This window comes from Treponema berlinense, assembly GCF_900167025.1.
GTDB classification, from domain to species: Bacteria; Spirochaetota; Spirochaetia; order Treponematales; family Treponemataceae; genus Treponema_D; species Treponema_D berlinense.
The window spans coordinates 67,784-86,706 of sequence record NZ_FUXC01000001.1 but is presented as its reverse complement, the minus strand read 5'-3'; the positions used below and the strand labels follow the sequence as shown (position 1 = coordinate 86,706).

The following is an 18,923-nucleotide window of genomic DNA, read 5'->3' as shown; positions in this document are numbered from 1 at the left end:
TTGACTCTTTATTGCAATTGATTAGTAAGCTTGCAATGCAAACTTATAAAGATAAAAACTAAACGCCAAGACGATTGATTATCGTATCAAGCATCTGGTCGATTACAGAAACATATTTTGCCGCAGCGTTGTATCCATGCTGAAATTTTATGATGTCGGCAAGTTCCTCATCGATATTCACGCCGCTTATAGAATCCCTAAAATTCCTTAAATCGTCCATAATCGCATTCTGACTCAAAAGCATATTTTCCGCCTGTTCGCCTTTAAGACCGGCATTTGTGACAGTTTCCGCAAAATAGTCGTCAAAAGTGCGGCTCGTTCCAATCATCACGTCAGTGTTGCGGATTGAAGCAATTTCTACGGCAGCACGGGCATCTCCAATCGAAGCCCTTCCCTGTCCGTTCGGAAAACCTGTCGCCACGGAATTCGGGTCGTTTTTTATTTTTTCGCTAACGGCAATATATCCGCTAGGATTCATAACAGGAGCAACAGAATATTCTCCAGCCAGAGAATCAACCGCATCGGCGCGAGCAAAATCATAAGCGTTTTCTGCGCCGCTTCCGTTCAAAATACCTGAATAACCGGCAAGAAAAAGACCTGAGTCTTCAACATGGCGAAGCACAAAGTCCGGATTTTCCATTGATTCAGAAGCGCCCGCTTTTAAAACAAGTTTATTCTCGCGGTCAAGATAAGCCTTAACCTCGCCCTGAGAATCATTTATCCTCGCAATTACAGCTTCGACAGTGTCATTTGCAAAATACGGAACAGTAATATTTCCGGAATGGCCTGACAAAGTCATAACACCGTCAAGCCCGACTTTTTCCTGAGGATTTAAAGCATTTTTGCCGGAAAAGCGGAAAATATAAGACGTATCAACTTCACCGTCACCGTTGCGGTCATAATTTCCCTTGGTATCTGTAACAAAAGGATGCTGAACAAAAAAATCAAGTCCTGTCTCATTGTTTGCACCGATTCCGGCGCGATGAACATCGTTTACCAAATCAGCAAAATTTACAGCCATAGTGTTCAATGACTGAATTTCGTTTCTTATGTCGCTGTCACGCAGCTCAATCAAAGCGCCGAGTTTTCCAGATTTTATGTCAGCGTCAAGAGCGGTGTCTTTCCACACAACCTTGTCATAACCATTGTTGTCAGTCTGGGCAACAAGGTCAAAACCGCGGGCAACGCTTCCCTGAACAAAAACCTGTCCGCCAACATGAACCATAAACTCGTCGCTGTCGCGTCTGTCGCTCGTTATCTCCACAAGGCCGGAAAGCTTTTCAACAAGCAAATCCCTTCTGTCCATAAGATCGTTCGGATTATCGCCCATCGCCTTAGAACGCACAATTTCGCCGTTCAAATCAGCAATCTGCTTTGCATAATCATTTACCTGCTTTACAGTAGCTTCAATATCGCCGTTCAAAAGAGTTCCGATTCCAGCCAGAGAATTATAGCGGCCAGAAATAGACTGAGTTAAACTGTCAGCACGAGTAACAACGGCTTGACGGGCAGCCTTGCTTTCCGGATAAACAGAAAGTTCCTGCCAAGACTGCCAGAATTTGTCCATATTTGTGCGCACAGAAACATCGTTCGGTTCATTGTAAACCTGCTCAATCATAGTGTAATACTGTTCGCGCGTAGCCCAGTAAGATTCGTTGTTCGACTGCGCAACAATTCTCTGGTCAAGCATTTCGTCCCTAAGGCGGGTTATGCTTTCAATCGTGGTTCCCTGGCCAATCTGACCCGGAGTTTCTGCGCGGGTAAGGTCAGGCCTGTAAAGAGGATCAAAAGTCTTAACCTGAACACGCTGTCTGCTGTAACCTTCAGTATCAGCGTTTGAAATATTATGACCAGCAGTCTGAATCTGCTGCGAATGAGCCATTATGCTTCTTTTTCCAAGTTCAATTCCTGCAAAAGCGTTAGCCATAGTTTTTTCCTCCGTTCCAGCCTAAACAATCTGATCTATTACAACATTGTGAAGTTCAGGCTTTACGATTTTTCCATAATGCGAATAAACAGTATTTCTGCGCTCAGGCAAAACCTCTTCAAAAATTCCTTTCAAAAATTTTCGAGTATTAAAAATATATTCATTCAAAATTTTGTTCTCGATTTTCGACTTTAAAAGCTTAGCCTTCACTTCGCGGACAAGCCCGGCAATTTCCTTCTCCGAATTAAAATTAACTTCCGAAGAAAGTTTTTCGCGGCATCCGTCAAGCTCCGCAAATTCATCGCTCAAGCCGCGCATTTTTTCCAGACCGTTTTCAAGTTCGAGCCAAACTCTCTTTACAACACATTCGTGAACATTTTTCTGTGCAACGAGAATTTCATCCAGCAAAGAAGACTGTTTTTTCAAAATTTCCAAAAGCTGCATTTTTAAAGCCTGTTCCATAAATTTCCTCAATTTATTTTCGGAAAAACAAAAGCCAGCCTTTAATTTATTTTCTTATTAGAACCGTTTTTTTTATTTTGGACGAATTTTTTTTGTCTCCTCCGGTGTTCCGTTGTTCCGCTAAACGCTCATTCGCATACTTTCAGTCTGCGAACGCTTCGCGCAACTCCACCCCGGCGTAAATTTCTCCGTAAAAAAACAATTTTCTCAGTTTTTAACAGTTTTTTATTCAATTTTTGGGAAAAATCAAAAAATCACAAGGTTTCATCTTGACACTAATCTTCGTTTTTTGATAAGATTATTCTCATCAGTTACACGGTGCCTATAGCTCAGCGGTAGAGTTCCAGATTGTGGATCTGGCTGTCGTGGGTTCGAACCCCACTAGGCACCCACATTCAAATACATTCTTATGTGTTGAAGCTCGCTGGTTAAATACAACGCGTTTGTAGCTCAACTGGATAGAGCAACGGACTTCGAATCCGTAGGTTGCACGTTCGAGCCGTGTCAGACGCATATCTGTATAAAAACTGATAAAAAATTTCGGGCGACTAGCTCAGTTGGTAGAGCAACAGACTCTTAATCTGTGGGTCCGGGGTTCGAGCCCCCGGTCGCTCATATTTCGGTTTTACGAAATAAAAAATCGGAATTGAGACTTCTGTCCTTGCCGTAATCTGCGAGAGTGGTGAAATTGGCATACACGCTAGACTTAGGATCTAGTGCTTCGGCGTAAGGGTTCAAGTCCCTTCTCTCGCAAAATTCTTTCTTTTTTTCCCATAACAAACACAATTTTTTTCTTAAGCAAGTTTCTAATTTTAAACTTTATTCTTAATTTTCCTCAGAAAAAAAAACAGGCCGCATGATGTCTTACCGTCCAAAAATCATAGCTAATACCTAAATTTCAGTGTTTTTTCTTGAAAATTTTCTGTTATTTTTAAGTGTAAATAAATTAAAAAAAATTAACAGAAAAAACCATTGACTTATTTATTCAAGTAAAGTATAAATTATGCCCCATTTTTACTTTTTTTATGATTTATTGACTAACACCCCCATTTTGCTATAAATTTAATACAGTCGTTATGAGTATTCAATCTGAAGAAGGATTAAAACAGGCTTACAAAATGCTTTCTCAAGGAGAGCCGGCAGAGGCAAAAAAACTCCTTGCGGATATTCTGGAATTCAACCTCGACAACAAGGAGATTGATTTTGCAGTCTGGTGCTGTTCTTATTGGATTGATTTTATAAAAAAATTGGCAAAATTCGACTTTTACGAACGCGGCGAGAGTCTTCTTTTTCAGTGGAAAACTTTTGAGGAGGCGTTCGGCAAAAAAAAAGAAATTTTTGCAAGAACAATTTTTTCGGTTCAGACAGGAATATTTTCGCTTGCGTTGGACAGTTTTAGTTCTGTTTCGCAGGAAAGCACAAGGCTTCCGGCCCAAAAGGCAGATTTGCTTTTAAAAATTGGAATCTGCAACAAAAAGCTCGGAAAGTACGACATTGCGCGCTCAAACCTTATGGAAGCAAATAAGTTTCTTCCTGGTTCGGCGCAGATAATTGCCGAAATGGCCGACTGTTGTGCACTGTGCGGATTGGAAAACGAGTCAAAAGTTCTTTTTCGGGAAGCATTTTTTATCGATGCAAAAAAAATCGATATAAGCATGCTGGATTCAGAACTTATAAAATGTCTTGTTCAGAAAATAAAAGACGACCACGGATACAGCGGATCAGAACTTCAATACTGGATTCCAGTTTATGCGGTTCTTTATGGAGTTTTTAATATAAAGCGTGAGCTTCGGAGCGTAGAGGTTTTAAAATTAAAGCAGGATATTTATGAAACGGAAAACGAAATTAAAAATCCTGCAAACAATGTAAACCAGTTAAAACCAAAATTGATTTACATGTATTTCTGGTTAGTCGATCACTACATTCAGAAAAACCAGACTGGAAGCGAAGTTAGTGACCTTTTACTAAAAATCAAGATTTTAGACAGAAATGTCTACGACTTGTATATAAAATAATAGGTTTTGGAATAATTTTTTTACAGGAGTATAAAATGTCTGCAGAAATCGTTACAAAAGTACAGGACATGCTCAAAGAAGCAACCTGGACAAGAGCAGCAATCGGCAACTACACAAAGAACAACCTTATCGAGTTGTCTGAAATCATCGAAAAAGCAAAAGCAGAAAATTGCACTGCGGAAATAAAAGCAATCTGTGATGAACAGCTTTCTCACACAAAAGACAGCATCATTGCGCTTTATATTTCGGGAATTCTCGGCTTGAAACAGGGAAATCTCGACAATTCAAATTTGGTAACTCTTGTAGACATTTTCCAGAAAAATTACAAAGAACCGGTTGTAACCTATCTTTGCGAAACAATTCTCGACATTGATCCTAATAACAAATTTGCCCTCCGCACACTTGCAGATATTTACCGCGCGGCAAACGATCCTAAAGCATGGGCTCTTTACGAAAAAATCGTAAAAATTGACGTTGAAGAAGCCGAAATCGCAAAAATTCTCTCAGAACATTACGAAGCAGAAGGCGATGTAAAAAATGCCGTTGCTTATTGCAAAAAAGCCCTTCTCCGCTTTGTCTATGCAAACAACATGACCGCATTAAAAGAGACATGGGCAAAGCTCGTTTCTATGATTCCTGACGAAATCGACTTTTTCCTTCTCGTACAGCGCAAGGTAGAAAAATCAATCAGCGCAGAAAAAAGCGCGCTTCTTCTTCACGACCTTTATCCGTATTACAAAGACAATGCGCCTTCAGATCCTAAAAAATGGGATATTGCAATTCAAATCCTCAAAATCATTCTCAGAATCGATCCAAAAGATTATTGGGCAAGAAACGAAATTGCAGCCTGTTTCCAGGGAAAATACGCTAAAAATCCAAATGTCAACGATTTTATCGCTTCATCAAACCTTACACAGAATTTCCGCAACGTATTTGAAGCAATCAACGATTTTGAAAAGCACATTGCTTTCGGCGTAAAAAATTTCGTTTACCACAGAACATGGGGCGTTGGAATCATTACAAAGGTAGAAAACGACAACCTTTTCATCAACTTTGGAAGAAAGAACGGAGTTAAGCAGATGTCCCTCAAAATGGCAGTAAGCGCGCTCCAGCCTCTTGCCCGCGACCACATCTGGGTTCTCAAGGCAACAAAGTCAAAGGACGATTTACAGAAACTTTTCAAGGACAACCGCGACAAAACCCAGGCTCTCAAAATCATAATCAAGTCTTTCGGAAACAGCTGCGACTTCAAGAGAATCAAATCGGAACTCGTTCCTTCAATTTTGACTCCTGGAGAATGGACTTCATGGAACACAGCCGCAAAGAAAACTCTCGAAACAAACCCGATTTTTGGTGTAAATCCAAACAACATCAACGAATACATTGTTCGTGACGCTAAAATTTCTACAGAAGAAAAACTCAGCAACGAATTCAAGGCTGAAAAGCAGTTCACTCCACGCGCAGACGTTTTCATGAGATTTTTCAAAAACGAAGAGGCTGATAAAGACAGCGAATTCTTCATGGACATGTACAACTACTTCAAGGGCTTTGTAAAAGGCGCGCATCAGGCAAACGAGCAGGTTGTAGCTTCTTACCTTATTGTTCAGAAAGTAGGCGCGCTCATGCCTTCTTTGGCAGTTCAGCTCAACTACACTTTTGAACAGCTCTACCGCGACATTGACAATCCTCGCGAAATGTACACTCTTCTCAAAGACACAAAAAATACAAGTTTCCAGGCAGACTTCCTCAACCAGATAAAACTTTTGCCTGATTGGGTTGACCAGTACATCGAACTTTTCCCGACAGTCCTGAGCAAAAAAATGCTCAACGAAGTTATTGAAAACGGAGATACAGAAAAAGTTCAGAAACTTGCCGTAAAAGTATTTGAAAACTTCCGCGACTACCGCAATGCGGTTCTCTTTTTCTTTGAGGAATGTCAGGACGACGCATGGTTCAAACAGTCTGGAATTTCTTATCAGAAACAGTTGATTACAATCGTAAACCTTATCGATCAGGCTTACCGCGAAATTGAAAATCACGTTGATACTACAGAAAATAAAAAAATCATTAAAAACGCAATCAAATTGATTTTTGACGGCGAAAATGCCTATGCAAACTACATGCTTTCATGCGACATGGACACAATGACCCACCTTTACACTCTTGTTGATGACATTGTTAACCTTGAAGGCATTTACAAGCAGGCTTTGCGCAACAGAATTCTTTCTAAGTATCCGGATTACAAGTTCCGCGCAAAAGAAGAAAAGACAAACGCTCCAAAGGGAATGCTCGTTACAAAGGCAAAACTCGACGAGAAAAAGGCCCTCGAAGCAAAAATGACAACTATTGATATTCCAGCAATCGCAAAAGAAGTTGCAGATGCAAAAGAAAAAGGCGACTTGAAAGAAAACGCCGAATATATCGCGGCAAAAGAAGCACAGCACAAGCTCAACAACGACTTGAACCGTCTTCAGGGCGAACTTGCACGCGCTGTTATCTTCGATCCGACAACTGCTACAACTTCGATGGTTTCTTTTGGAACAGAAGTCGTTCTTACAAACAACGCTACAGGAAAAGACGAAAAATACATTATCATGGGACCATGGGAATCAGATCCTGATGCAGGAATCATTTCTTACATGTCACCGTTCGGCAATGCAATTCTCGATTCAAAAGTCGGCGAAAAACTTGAATTTACAATCAACGAACATGAAAATGACTACACTGTAAAATCAATTAAACTTGCCAAATAAAATATAAAAAAAAGAGGCTGTCCTGGAAGTTTGAAAACTTCGTAACAGGCAGCCTTTTTTTTGCAAAAAAATAAATAAACAAAAAAAAAGAGCAGAACTTAAAAATAAATTCTGCCCCATAATTCTAAGGTTTTATTTTTTAAAAATCTTATTCAAAGCCTTTACAAGCTGAACATTCTCCTCGTGGGCTTTTATCGAAATTCTGTACCAGCTTAAATCCATTCCATAAAAATCCGAGCAACCGCGAATTACGATTTTTGACATTGCCAAAGCCTGGCACAAAGGCGCCTTAAACGGATTCGGCGAAGAATCTTCTTCGTTGACCAAAGACTGCTTTTTCGGACCGTTATGACCTTTCTTATCTTTTGCATGCTCTGTGCCGGAAGCATAATCCAATGCCGTTTTCTGTAAAGTTTCGTCAAGCTGAACAAGAATATAATTTCCCTCACCACGCAAAACTTTTGCTCCGATTGACTCAAAATAATCCGACAAATATTTCCGTTCTTCGGTTACAAGTTTGAGCATTTGGCGGTGCCAACTGTTGCTTTCAATTTCTGCCTGCATTACCGCAGAACCAGTCACCTGGGCGTCTGTACTGATTGTCCACGGACGCATTGCATTTACAAGAGGATTATAAACGCTGGAACTAAAGCAAAGCGCATATCCCAAACGAAGCCCTGCCATTCCGTAAAATTTTGTAAATGCGTTGAGGATTATAAGATGAGGGAATTCATCGGCGCGTTCTATAAGCGCACGGACATTTTTTTCGGCAGTTTCGCTAAACTGGCAAAAACAGGAATCCAAAACGAGGACAGTGTCCGATTTTTCGCAAAGTCTGGCAATTCTTACAATCATATCCAGAGGCATAACGTTGCCAGCCGGGTTTGAAGGACTTGCCATAAACATAAGCGGAACTCCGCCAGAAAGAATTTTTTCAAGATGCTGAAAATCATCTTCCGTAAAAACAAAGTCGTTTTTCTTTTCGAGGGTAAGGTGAAGAATTTTTTCTTCGCTGCACGCCATCAAAAGCGCATTTTCGTATTCAGAAAAGGCAGGCTCAACAATCAGGTTAAAAGCCGTTCCCTGAACATTTTTTCCAAAAACCATAGAAATCAGCTGTGTAATATCAGCAGCGCCAGAACCACACAAAATAGGTCCGTCAAATTTCCAGTATTTAGCAAGAGATTCTTTCAGTTCCGTACAATTTGGATCCGGATAAGCCGCAATAATGTCAGGATTTAACGAGAGCGCAAGCAATGCACGGGAAGCGGCCTTGTGAACTCCCAAAGGACTTGTGTTAGCAGAAAAGTCCAGATAATCATCCAGTCTTCTTGAATTAGTTCCACCATGAAAAAACATAACGCGACTATTATATCATTTTATTTAAATCTCTCAAAGATAAAACAAGGCATAAATTGAATTTTAATTGATTTTTTGCTAAATTGGACAGGAAATTCAGATGTTACGTTTGGGATGACCATTTTCAGGCATCAGCAAGTATATCAATGACACTCACCATATTTTCTCCCGCTAACGCGGTGTTTACAGGAGGACGTTATGAACAAGTACGTCAAACGGTATCTTATTGATGCTTTGGGTGGAATGGCACAAGGTCTTTTCGCTTCGCTCTTAATCGGAACAATTGTAAAAACTCTCGGTCAGCAGCTTTTGCGGCTCGGCTCAAATCCAATTTTTACTTTTTTAGTTGATGCAGGCGCTTTTGCTTCGGATGCCCATGTTGTCGGAGCGGCTATGGCCGTAGGAATCGGTTTTGCAATGCAAGTCCCTGCCCTTGTTCTTTTTACGCTTGCAGCAACAGGAAGCGCGGCAAATGTAAGCGGTGGAGCCGGAGGACCTCTTGCAGTTCTTTTTATCGCAATTCTTTCAGCAGAAGCAGGTTGTCTCGTAAGCAAAAAGACAAAGGTTGATATTATCGTTACTCCGCTTGTCACACTTTTAACAGGAGCCTTGTTAACCGTTCTTACAGCAAAATACATCGGAAAAGCAGCAAGCGCCTTTGGAAACATAATTGTCTGGGCAACAACGCTCCGCCCATTCCTGATGGGAATGATAATTTCGCTTCTTGTAGGAGTTTTGCTCACTTTACCGGTAAGTTCAGCCGCAATCTGTGCAGCGCTCGGTCTTACAGGTCTTGCCGGAGGAGCAGCAGTTGCCGGTTGCTGCGCGCAAATGGTCGGTTTTGCAGTACTGAGTTTTAAGGAAAACCGCTGGTCAGGACTTTTGAGCCAAGGACTTGGAACAAGCATGCTCCAAATGCCAAATATCATCAAAAATCCAAAAATATGGATTCCAGCCTGTCTTACTTCGCTAATCACCGGTCCTGTTGCAACCTGCATTTTCAAAATGGAAATGAACGGAGCGGCCGTAAGTTCCGGAATGGGAACCTGCGGTTTAGTAGGTCAAATCGGCGTCATTTCCGGCTGGTTCAATCCTTCCCAGGCAGCGCTTTCTCACGGGGCGTCAGCAATTACGCCTTCAGGCTTCGACTGGCTTGGACTTATCCTCGTATGCTTTGTTTTACCGGGAATTTTAACCTGGCTTTTCGGAAAATTTTTCAGAAAACTCGGCTGGATAAAAGACGGCGATTTAGTTTTGGAAAATAACTAAAACAGTTCTATAATATAAAGATTGAGACTTGTATTAGATAAATTTTTTACGGGAGAATAATAAATGAACGAAAAAACTGAATTTACTGAACTTTCAAAAAACATTTATCTTCTTGCGTTGCCAACAAATATCGGAATTATTGCCCTAAAACAGCCGGATTCCTCTACAAATATTTATTTAATCGACAGCGGAAACGATGAACGCTATGCAAAGGCTATACTCGAAACAGTAAACAGTTCCTTCAATTCTCCCAAAATAAAATCCGTAATAAACACGCACTCTCATGCAGACCATTGCGGCGGAAACGAATATTTGCGCTCAAAAACCGGATGCCAGATTATTGCAAGCACCGGCGAAGCCGCAATCATGGAGTGCCCTGTTCTCGAAACAGGCTTAATCTGGGGCGGAATGCCGGTAAAAGAACTCGAAACAAAGTATTTTACGGCTTCTCCCTGCATTGCCGACAAAACATTTAAAAGCGGCTCAGATTTTTACATTGAAGATAAAATCCACGTACAGACAGTTCCGCTCAAAGGCCATTACATCGACCAGACAGGATTTTTAATCACCGATACAGACGGAAAAAAAATCTTTTTTGCAGGCGACTGCCTGAGCGGACGCGACGCAATAAAAAGATACTGGATTCAGTATCTTTTTAACGAAGAAGAATCAAAAAAAAGCCTTTTGGCACTCTCAAAAATCCAGGCCGATTTTTATGTTCCGGGGCACGGCCAGGGCGTCGAAGAAATTGAAGGGCTGGTCGAACTAAACCTTATTGCCCTTCTCGAAACTGAAAATATGATTTTGGACGAATTAAAAACTCCAAAAACGGCAGAACAGATTCTCCAAAATGTAAGCACACGAAACGGAATTTCGCTCAAACTCAGCCAATACGTTCTTATAGGCTGCACCTTGCGCTCATATTTAAGTTCCCTAAGCGACAGCGGAAAAATCAAGTACGAAATCAAAGACAACATGATGTACTGGTCTCTCGCCTGATTTTCCGCCACAAAAAAAACTCAGCCTTCAACAATTTTAACACCGGCAGAACAACCAAGTCTGTTTGCACCGGCATCCAGCATTGCCACAGCGTCTTCAAAAGTCCGGATTCCGCCGCTCGCCTTTACGCCCATGTCTTTTCCGACAGTTTTTCTCATCAATTCAACGGCATGAACGCTCGCACCGCCAGTCCCAAATCCAGTAGAAGTCTTTACAAAATCAGCGCCGGCTTCCTTTGCCTTTTCGCAAACCGTTACAATTTCTTCATCGGTAAGATAGCAGGTCTCAAGAATCACTTTTTCTACAATTTTTTTATTTTCACCGCAATCAACATCATCGATTGCACAGCGAACCGCATAAATCTCTTCAAAAACATCTTCCCAGCGCCTGTCTTTTACAGCGCCTAGATTTACAACCATATCAACTTCGTCCGCGCCTTCGCTTACGCACATAGCAGCCTGACTCGCCTTGTCATCAATCGAATTCGCCCCAAGAGGAAACCCAATCACAGTACAGACCTTAACTCCGCTTCCACGCAAAATTTCCGCCGCAAAAGGAACATAAACCGGATTAACGCAGCAGCTCGCAAATCCGTATTTTACAGCCTCTTCGCAAAGTTTTTTAATATCGCTTTCAGTAGCACAGGCCGAAAGCTGAGTGTGATCAATAAATTTCGCAATTTCTTTTCTTTCCATATTTTCTCCCGTTTATAAAAAAAACTAGCATTCATTATAACATAGTTCTTAAAATTTTTATTGGAGTTGCGCCAACAAAGTTGTCGCCGCGCTTTCCGCGGTTCCGGCTTTCGCCTCCATTGCTCCGTTTCACTGCGCAACAAGACTGCCGCTACAATCGCTAACTCGATTTCATTGCGTTTTTTTGTTAGCACAGTCTAATTCGTTCAAATCTGCCTTTATTTTTCTTGTTTAGGAAAATTTTATATGCTAAATTATAAACAGATTGAATCAAAACTTTTTGACTTTTCAATCACATTTGGGAAACTTCCCTTAAAAAGAGGTACATTATGGCTTATAAAATTGATCCTTCAGCATGCGTAAACTGCGGAACATGCGAACCAGACTGTCCAGTTGGAGCAATCAGCGAAAACGACGGACACCGCGAAATCGATTCTTCTAAATGCGTAAGCTGCGGAACATGCGCAAGCGTTTGTCCAGCAACAGCTATTTCAGAAGAATAGTTTTACATTCTAAAAAATCTGCAAGAATTGCTCTTGCAGATTTTTTTTTGTCTGTTTATATTTGTAGGTATGTTCAGACAGATTTTAAAAGGCTACAGCCAGATTCTCAGTTCAATTTTAAAGGTTCTGGCTCTTCTTGCAATTTGCGCACTCGTAGGAATAGCGCTCGTCTATCCTTTATGGTATTTTGCAACTAAACTTCCGCAGACCTACACTTTCTGCGTTACAGCAATCGCCTGCATTTTATTTTTAATCTGGCTTGTTTTAAAAATCCGCTCAGCAGGACTTAAAAATTCCCTGATTTTCTTTACAAAATTTCTGATAATCACATCTACAGTTTTAGGCTTTGTTTTTCTAGTCTTTGCAGGCAAAAGGCTTTTTACAATCTTTGAAATTATCTTTGCCTTTTTTCTTTACGGCTTTGTTTCGTTCATATTTAAGCCTTCGCAAAAAACAAAAAACTTTTCGGAAAATGATTCTCTCTGAAAAAATCAAAAAATTCTTTTTTTTACCGGCTCTGCTCTTTTCTTTGATTTTTTTTGCTTTTTCAAACGAAGAACAGTTTTCAACTGAGATATTTGAAATCAATTCAGAAAAACTTCCGTTCATAAAAGTTCCGGACGCTTCAAAGGATTTGATTTTCAGGCAGTTTTTAGAAGAAGCAGGCTTTAATTCAAAATATTCAGTTTCCGAAAAAAATTCCTCTCAAAACCAAATTTTCACTTTTTATAAAATCCTCGTACCTCAAAATATGGATTTTATCTGGCTTTCCTCAAGGCTCAGCCCGGTTTACAAAGACACGCTCGCGACTTTAAACAGGTTTTCTTCGGCAGATTCAAGAATTTCCGGAAAAATAATCCTCGCTCCCACCTTTAACGGAATTTTTATTCCAGAAAATCCCGATTCAGATTGGGAACAGCTTCTTTTCAAAAAATATATGACCGAAGAAAAAATCAAAACCGCAAAAATTTTTAAAATTGACGGAAAAATTTTCTATTTTTTAAAGAACGAAAGGTTCGATTCGACAACAGCGCTTTTTTTTCTGGATACAAAACTTGTAAGTCCGCTTTCAACCAGCGTCTTAACGAGCAGTTTTGGTTACAGAGTAAGCCCGATTTCTGGAAAATGGAAATTTCATTCGGGAATAGATCTTGCAGCCCCGTTAAAAAGCAGCGTTTTTGCCTGCCGCAGCGGAGAAGTCAGCCAGAGCGGATTTAACCAAACTTATGGAAACTTCGTTATTTTGCGGCATTACAACAATTTAACAAGCGTATATGCCCATCTTTCCGAAATTCTTGTAAAAAAAGGTCAAAAAGTCAAAACCGGCGAACTCATAGCAAAATCAGGCTCGACAGGAGCAAGCACAGGACCTCACCTTCATTTTGAGCTTAGAAAAGACGGAAGCCCGACAGATCCCGGAAAAATCATCAATTTTAACTAAAAATTTACAATATCTCCATTTTTTTAGATTTTTTTTAGATTTTTTATTTTTTTTGCATTATGTTTTATATACATAAAAAATTGTATACTGTAAAATATTTATAGTTATAAAATAAATGTTATTTTTTATTTTTGGAAAGATTTATGAAAAACTGCAAAAAGCCATGCAAAAAAATTCTATTTTCTCTGTTGCTGATTACGGTGAATTTTTTTGCGCTTTATGCGGAAAATTTTCGCGTTGCAAAAACACATGTAATCTCAATTCCGCAGAATTACAGCGAAGTTTCTGCCAATCTTGGAATTTTTGACGCGCTTGCAATAAAACTTCCAGAAGACAAAACATTTGTCACAGGACTTGAACTTACAATGAAAGTTCCGCAAATAATGACAACATGGCGGGACAGCGTTGCATATAGCTTTTATGACGGAATTTCTCCGTTCCCAACAGAAAAGCTCATCGATTATGCGGGAACAAGAACAAGCATATCGACAATTCCTGGAAAAATCGTCAACACGATTTACATTCCGCTAAACGAAAAATTCAACATCAAGAATAATCCTTATGCAAAAATTCTTGAAGAAAAAATTTCTGCAAAAAACGGAATAATTTTCCTGCGCTACATGCTTGCAATGAAGGGCGCTCCCGAAGAACTCGAAAATGCACGTATTCAGGTTACGGCAAGACCTGTTTTGAGCAACGAAGGATATTTCAGTCTTGAGGTTTCAAAACAGGAAGAAAAAAACGAAAACTTCAGCATCTATATTGACGACAATTTTATTCCGTCAATTCCACAAAAAATGCTCTTAAAAGAAGGCGAGCATCACCTTTTCGTAACTGGAGAAACTTTCAGAAACGAAATCCGCACTTTTATTGTAGAACAGGCAAAACTCACTTCTCTAAAGGTCGCTCTTCGTGGAATTGAGCCTGAAGTAAAAATTCTCTCGCCGGAAAACGCTTCTATTTACTTTGATGGCGAAGAGCTCGATTCTCCAAAAGAGCCTTTTGTAATTACACAAGGACCGCACACTGTAAAATTTACAATCGGCGACTACGAAATTACAAAAACCTTTGACGCAATAAACGGCCGCTCATACTCTGTAAACTTGAACATTGACGCTTCTGTAACCGAAGAAGAATAAAATTGTTTTTAGATTTTCTTATTTTCCTCACAAAAAATAAAAAACAGTTAAAGAATTTTAAATAAAATGACGATATATATATTGTCGGGCGTCAATTATCCCCTCCCACCCATTGAGCCCGACTGCCTGATGGGCATGGACCGGCTATCTAAAGCCGGTCTTTTTTTATAAATTCAAAGCGAACAAACCCATTACATTGACTAAAGAGCCGTAATTTCTTATTCTATAAGAATATGAAAATTAAAAAGTCAACATACGTGTTTGTCTTCGGCCTTTTTTTCTGCGCCATTTTTTTTGGAGCAGGTCTTGGACTTGCACTGAGCAATACAAAATTTATAAAAGATAATGAACAGTTCACGGAATTTTCAACTTCGCTTCCGACAAAACTTTTAGACATAAATGGTGAACTTATAACAGAACTCGCTTCGGAAGAAAAACGCGAAATAATCAGCATAAGGGATTTGCCGCAGTGTATGCTCGATGCCCTTATAACACGCGAAGACAGGCTTTTTTACAGCCACCACGGATATTCAGTAAAAGCTCTCTTTCGCGCAGTTTTCGGAAAACTCACTGGAATGTCGCTTGGAGGCGGTTCAACTTTAACACAGCAGATTGCAGGAACTCTTTTTTGCGACAGAACGGACATGTCTATACGCCGAAAATTAAAGGAATTGTGGTGGGCAATTCAAATGGAAAGACGCTACACAAAAGACGAGATTCTAGAACTCTATCTGAATAAAATTTATTTTGGCGGCGGAACTTATGGCGTAAGCGCTGCGTCAAAATACTATTTTGGTCACGATGCAACAGAAATTACTCCGGCGGAGGCAGCCATTCTCGTAATTCAACTTTCAAACCCGGCCTTTTACAATCCGTTTGAATACCCAAACCGCGCAATGGACCGTCAGAAAGATGTTTTGAATACAATGGTCAGCGCAGGATATATTTCAAAAGAACAGGCAGATGAAAGTTTTGACGACTATTGGGCAGATTTTGACTACACAAGAACTGCAACGGCGGCTGTATTCAACCACGACGACAACGCTCCATGGTTTTCGGAATATGTAAGGCGTGAACTTGGAAACCTAATCTACGGAACTGAAGACATTTATTCTTCAGGATTTACAGTAAACACGACCCTCAACCTAAAAAATCAGGCAGTTGCGCAGGATGTAATGGACAGATATATCCGCTACGCAAACCGCACTTACCAGCGCTCAACTGGAGAACTGACAAACCAGGCTTTTTCTGTTTATACACCGATGACAGAACTGCTCGCCCTTACCTTTAACCTAAACAGCTTAAAAGTAAGCGAACAGCGCAACGAAGCCATTTCAAAGGCAACTTATACAAGCCAGATAAACCCTGTTATGGACGTCATGTCGCTCATGTTTGGAGTTGATTCTCTAAAACTTGGAATCGTAAACAAGGCTAATCAGCAGGCAAAAGTCAAGGTAAGCAAAACTACAATCGAAGGCACGATGATTGCCCTCGAAAACGACACAGGATACATTACGTCACTTGTCGGAGGAAGCAAATTCGACAGCGAAAACCAGTTTATACGCGCAGTGCAGGCAAAACTTCAGCCGGGATCTGCCTTTAAGCCTCTTTATTATTCTGCCGCAATCGACAGCAGAAATTTTACTCCTACTTCGATAATTTCAGACACGCCGGTCGTATTCCACACGGCTGACGGAAAACCATATATTCCTCAAAACTTCCGTGGCGAATGGAAGGGCGATGTTGAACTTTGGTATGCGCTCGCCCACTCTATGAACATTCCTTCGCTCAAAGTTCTTGACGGAATCGGTTTTGAAGCCGGAATCAACCGTTCAATCGCGCTTTTGGGAATTCCTAAAGAAGAAGTTCCATACCGAGGTTTTGTTCCTGGTTATCCGATTGGACTTGGAGTTTGCTCTGTACGACCGATAGAACTTGCCAGAGCATATTCTGTATTTGCAAACGGCGGAAAAGAAGTAACTCCAATTGCAATACGTTCAGTAGAAGACAAAAATGGAAACGTTATCTTAAATCCAGAAAAAGAAGTCCGCACCGCATTGCAGGCAAAGGGAGCGGCTGCACAGGTAATTTCGCCGCAGACAGCTTTTGTCATGACAGAATTGCTGCAGAACACAGTACGTTCTGGAAGTCTTGCAGGTCCTTCTTCAAACGGAAACAAACTCCGCTACAGAGATTCAAACGGACGCCTATACAAAATTCCTGCCGCAGGAAAAACAGGTACAACCCAAAACTGGGCAGATGCCTGGGCGGTCGGCTTTACGCCATATTACACTTCTGTTTTCTGGTTTGGATTCGACAAACCAGGCCAATCACTCGGACTTCAGCTCACAGGCTCAACACTTTCTGGCTACCCCTGGGCCGATTATATGAAAAAAGTCCACAACGGTCTTCCTATGAAAGAATTTTCAAAACCGGCAACCGGCGTAATCGAAGCGACAGTCTGCTCTGTAAGCGGCGGAATTCTCACTCCGGAATGCGGCAACCATAAAGTTACAGCCTGGTATCTTGAAGGAACGCAGCCAACACAAGTCTGCTCGGTTCACTCAACGGCAAATTCAAGCCGAACAATCGGAATTTACCGTCTGGAAAAAGAACTTTACAAGGCAGGCTTTGCAAGCGAACTCATAATTCGCGACAATTCTACTCTTTCATTCAACCTCGACAAGCCGCTTCAAAGTGGAGATTTTGGCGTATTTGACACAAAACTCAGTCCAACAGACAGTCAGGAACTTGACGAAAATGGAGCGGCTCCAAATTACAACTATCTCATGGACTAAAAAAAACTACAAAAAGTTTCCGCGCAAAAAAGCGCATTAAACAAAAAACAAAAAAAAATCCGGTCTTAGACAAAATGTCCTAAAACCGGATTTTTTTTATTCAAGCTATTTCAAAAAGTTCTGTTAAAAAATTCTATTTAAATACAACGCGGCAGAACTTTTTCTTTCCTGCGCGAAGCACAAGCTCTCCGTCAGAATCCAAATCTTTTGAAGTTACAGTGTATTTTACGTCAGAAATTACGTTTCCGTTAACAACGGCTCCATTCTGCTGAACAAGACGGCGTGCATCTCCATTAGATGCGGTAAGCTTTGTCGTAGTAAAAAGATTTAGAAGTCCAAGGCCATTTTCCAAATCCGCCTTCAAAAGTTCAGCTGTCGGCATATGCGACTTGTCGCCTTCTCCGCTAAAAGCAGCCTTTGCGCCTGCAAGAGCCTTGTCCGCCTCCTCTTTTCCGTGAATAAGAGAAGTAACTTCGTAGGCAAGACGCTCCTTAGCCTCGTTGATATTGCCCGAACAGATACTGGAAATTTCATCAAGCGGGAGGAATGTAAACAATTTAAAGAATTTTTCAACATCCGGATCAGCAACATTGCGCCAATACTGGAAAAAGTCAAAAACAGGAGTAAGGGCAGGATCAAGGAAGATTGCGCCTTTTTCTGTCTTGCCCATTTTTTTGCCGTCAGAACGGGTAATCAACGGGAATGTAAGTCCATAAGCCTGATGCTGGGCATTGAGTTCTGTAGTTCCACCAAGTTTACGGCGAATCAAATCAACCCCGGCAGTAATATTTCCCCACTGATCATCGCCGCCAATCTGCAAAACAACATTGTGCCGCTGATGCAAACAGTAAAAGTCGTAAGCCTGCAAAAGCTGGTAGTTAAATTCAATAAAAGAAAGTCCGCGCTCAAGACGCTGCTTATAAGCTTCAAAAGTAAGCATTTTATTTACAGAAAAACAAGAACCAATATCGCGCAAAAAATCAATGTAGTTCAAGTCAGCAAGCCAGTTTTTGTTATTTTCGCTGAGGGCAGTTTTTCCATCAAAACCGATAAATCTGTCGAGCTGAGCCTTAATGTGCTCAACATTCGAATCAATCTGCTCATAAGAAATCATCTTACGCATTTCTGTTTTGCCGGATGGATCACCAATTCTTGCAGTTCCGCCGCCAATAAGAGCAATTCCGTTATGTCCGGCAGCGCGCAAATGTCTCAATGCAAAAAAAGGAACCATATGTCCAATATGCAAAGAAGGTCCGGTCGGATCACAACCAACATAAAAAGTAACCGGTCCTTTATCCATCAAATCAGAAAGTCCCTGCTCGTCCGTACACTGAGCAAAAAAACCACGTTCTTTTAAGGTTTCAAGTGCTTTATTCATCTTATATCTCCCAAATTTCAGAAAATTTTATCGGGCGGCTTTTTGCATTCGCAAAAACCGGGTCTTGCGTGGTTTTATTCCAAAATAAATTTTGGAACGGCTTTGCCGCCACTCCAGCCCCTGCCGCGTTAAATCAATCGAAAAAATAAATTCAATCTTTAAAATTATAAATTTTCCTGAAAAAA

General features: G+C 40.7%; 14 protein-coding genes and 4 tRNA genes. 13 read left to right on the top strand and 5 right to left on the bottom strand.

Annotation, left to right across the window (positions count from 1 at the left end; translation table 11 throughout):
* Positions 1-58 precede the first annotated feature (58 nt).
* Together flgK and B5D47_RS00360 are read right to left on the bottom strand one after the other, a co-directional pair.
* A complete protein-coding gene (flgK, locus tag B5D47_RS00365) occupies positions 59-1,927 on the bottom strand; it encodes a flagellar hook-associated protein FlgK (protein ID WP_078929735.1) in 1,869 nt (622 codons plus the stop codon).
* A 21-nt stretch (positions 1,928-1,948) separates the two neighbouring features.
* Positions 1,949-2,389, bottom strand: coding sequence for a hypothetical protein (locus tag B5D47_RS00360; RefSeq protein WP_078929734.1), 441 nt, complete (start codon positions 2,387-2,389; stop codon positions 1,949-1,951).
* Between the two features lie 318 nt (positions 2,390-2,707).
* Between B5D47_RS00360 and B5D47_RS00355 the strand changes: the two genes are divergently transcribed.
* From B5D47_RS00355 to greA, 6 genes are all read left to right on the top strand, one after another.
* Positions 2,708-2,779, top strand: a tRNA-His gene (locus B5D47_RS00355).
* Between the two features lie 49 nt (positions 2,780-2,828).
* Positions 2,829-2,902, top strand: a tRNA-Arg gene (locus tag B5D47_RS00350).
* 29 nt (positions 2,903-2,931) lie between these two features.
* Positions 2,932-3,004, top strand: a tRNA-Lys gene (locus B5D47_RS00345).
* A 58-nt stretch (positions 3,005-3,062) separates the two neighbouring features.
* A tRNA-Leu gene (locus tag B5D47_RS00340) sits at positions 3,063-3,142 on the top strand.
* A 323-nt stretch (positions 3,143-3,465) separates the two neighbouring features.
* Entirely contained in the window at positions 3,466-4,404 is a 939-nt protein-coding gene (locus B5D47_RS00335) for a hypothetical protein (protein ID WP_078929733.1), read from the top strand.
* A gap of 35 nt (positions 4,405-4,439) precedes the next feature.
* Entirely contained in the window at positions 4,440-7,157 is a 2,718-nt protein-coding gene (greA, locus tag B5D47_RS00330) for a transcription elongation factor GreA (RefSeq protein ID WP_078929732.1), read from the top strand.
* A 132-nt stretch (positions 7,158-7,289) separates the two neighbouring features.
* Here the strand turns inward: greA and B5D47_RS00325 are convergent, their stop codons facing one another.
* Positions 7,290-8,516, bottom strand: coding sequence for a pyridoxal phosphate-dependent aminotransferase (locus B5D47_RS00325; RefSeq protein WP_078929731.1), 1,227 nt, complete (start codon positions 8,514-8,516; stop codon positions 7,290-7,292).
* Positions 8,517-8,714: 198 nt separating this feature from the next.
* Here B5D47_RS00325 and B5D47_RS00320 point away from each other — a divergent pair, with 198 nt between their 5' ends.
* Positions 8,715-9,785: a PTS sugar transporter subunit IIC gene (locus tag B5D47_RS00320; RefSeq protein WP_078929730.1), complete on the top strand. Its 1,071-nt coding sequence runs from the start codon at positions 8,715-8,717 to the stop codon at positions 9,783-9,785.
* Positions 9,786-9,848: 63 nt separating this feature from the next.
* The gene (locus B5D47_RS00315) at positions 9,849-10,784 is read left to right on the top strand and encodes an MBL fold metallo-hydrolase (protein ID WP_078929729.1); all 936 of its coding nucleotides are present in this window, start codon (positions 9,849-9,851) and stop codon (positions 10,782-10,784) included.
* Positions 10,785-10,804: 20 nt separating this feature from the next.
* Here B5D47_RS00315 and deoC read toward each other — a convergent pair whose 3' ends face one another.
* Positions 10,805-11,479 (bottom strand): deoxyribose-phosphate aldolase, encoded by a 675-nt coding sequence (deoC, locus tag B5D47_RS00310; protein WP_078929728.1) that lies wholly within the window; start codon positions 11,477-11,479, stop codon positions 10,805-10,807.
* Between the two features lie 329 nt (positions 11,480-11,808).
* Between deoC and B5D47_RS00305 the strand changes: the two genes are divergently transcribed.
* The 5 genes from B5D47_RS00305 to B5D47_RS00285 all read left to right on the top strand — a co-directional run bounded on the left by B5D47_RS00305 (position 11,809) and on the right by B5D47_RS00285 (position 17,360).
* Complete coding sequence (locus tag B5D47_RS00305) at positions 11,809-11,982, top strand: 4Fe-4S binding protein (RefSeq protein ID WP_078929727.1); 174 nt, start codon at positions 11,809-11,811, stop codon at positions 11,980-11,982.
* 69 nt (positions 11,983-12,051) lie between these two features.
* Positions 12,052-12,468, top strand: coding sequence for a hypothetical protein (locus B5D47_RS00300; RefSeq protein ID WP_078929726.1), 417 nt, complete (start codon positions 12,052-12,054; stop codon positions 12,466-12,468).
* Positions 12,455-13,423, top strand: a complete 969-nt coding sequence (locus B5D47_RS11845) for a M23 family metallopeptidase (protein ID WP_078929725.1) — start codon at positions 12,455-12,457, stop codon at positions 13,421-13,423. Before B5D47_RS00300 ends, B5D47_RS11845 begins: the two co-directional genes overlap by 14 nt.
* Positions 13,424-13,566: 143 nt before the next feature.
* Entirely contained in the window at positions 13,567-14,562 is a 996-nt protein-coding gene (locus tag B5D47_RS00290; protein ID WP_078929724.1) for a hypothetical protein, read from the top strand.
* 233 nt (positions 14,563-14,795) lie between these two features.
* Positions 14,796-17,360, top strand: a complete 2,565-nt coding sequence (locus B5D47_RS00285; RefSeq protein ID WP_078929723.1) for a penicillin-binding protein 1A — start codon at positions 14,796-14,798, stop codon at positions 17,358-17,360.
* A 133-nt stretch (positions 17,361-17,493) separates the two neighbouring features.
* On the opposite strand, the gene tyrS is transcribed toward B5D47_RS00285, so the two are convergent.
* Positions 17,494-18,738, bottom strand: coding sequence for a tyrosine--tRNA ligase (gene tyrS, locus B5D47_RS00280; protein ID WP_078929722.1), 1,245 nt, complete (start codon positions 18,736-18,738; stop codon positions 17,494-17,496).
* Between the last annotated feature and the right edge of the window lie 185 nt (positions 18,739-18,923).

What these genes read in the sequence shown, in the direction of transcription:
- B5D47_RS00320 (WP_078929730.1), top strand. Translation starts at nt 8,715, where the DNA reads ATGAACAAGTACGTCAAACGGTATCTTATTGATGCTTTGGGTGGAATG.
- B5D47_RS00315 (WP_078929729.1), top strand. Translation starts at nt 9,849, where the DNA reads ATGAACGAAAAAACTGAATTTACTGAACTTTCAAAAAACATTTATCTT.
- B5D47_RS00285 (WP_078929723.1), top strand. Translation starts at nt 14,796, where the DNA reads ATGAAAATTAAAAAGTCAACATACGTGTTTGTCTTCGGCCTTTTTTTC.
- B5D47_RS00300 (WP_078929726.1), top strand. Translation starts at nt 12,052, where the DNA reads ATGTTCAGACAGATTTTAAAAGGCTACAGCCAGATTCTCAGTTCAATT.
- B5D47_RS00335 (WP_078929733.1), top strand. Translation starts at nt 3,466, where the DNA reads ATGAGTATTCAATCTGAAGAAGGATTAAAACAGGCTTACAAAATGCTT.
- flgK (WP_078929735.1), bottom strand. Translation starts at nt 1,927, where the DNA reads ATGGCTAACGCTTTTGCAGGAATTGAACTTGGAAAAAGAAGCATAATG.
- B5D47_RS00305 (WP_078929727.1), top strand. Translation starts at nt 11,809, where the DNA reads ATGGCTTATAAAATTGATCCTTCAGCATGCGTAAACTGCGGAACATGC.
- B5D47_RS00325 (WP_078929731.1), bottom strand. Translation starts at nt 8,516, where the DNA reads ATGTTTTTTCATGGTGGAACTAATTCAAGAAGACTGGATGATTATCTG.
- greA (WP_078929732.1), top strand. Translation starts at nt 4,440, where the DNA reads ATGTCTGCAGAAATCGTTACAAAAGTACAGGACATGCTCAAAGAAGCA.
- tyrS (WP_078929722.1), bottom strand. Translation starts at nt 18,738, where the DNA reads ATGAATAAAGCACTTGAAACCTTAAAAGAACGTGGTTTTTTTGCTCAG.
- B5D47_RS11845 (WP_078929725.1), top strand. Translation starts at nt 12,455, where the DNA reads ATGATTCTCTCTGAAAAAATCAAAAAATTCTTTTTTTTACCGGCTCTG.
- deoC (WP_078929728.1), bottom strand. Translation starts at nt 11,479, where the DNA reads ATGGAAAGAAAAGAAATTGCGAAATTTATTGATCACACTCAGCTTTCG.
- B5D47_RS00290 (WP_078929724.1), top strand. Translation starts at nt 13,567, where the DNA reads ATGAAAAACTGCAAAAAGCCATGCAAAAAAATTCTATTTTCTCTGTTG.
- B5D47_RS00360 (WP_078929734.1), bottom strand. Translation starts at nt 2,389, where the DNA reads ATGGAACAGGCTTTAAAAATGCAGCTTTTGGAAATTTTGAAAAAACAG.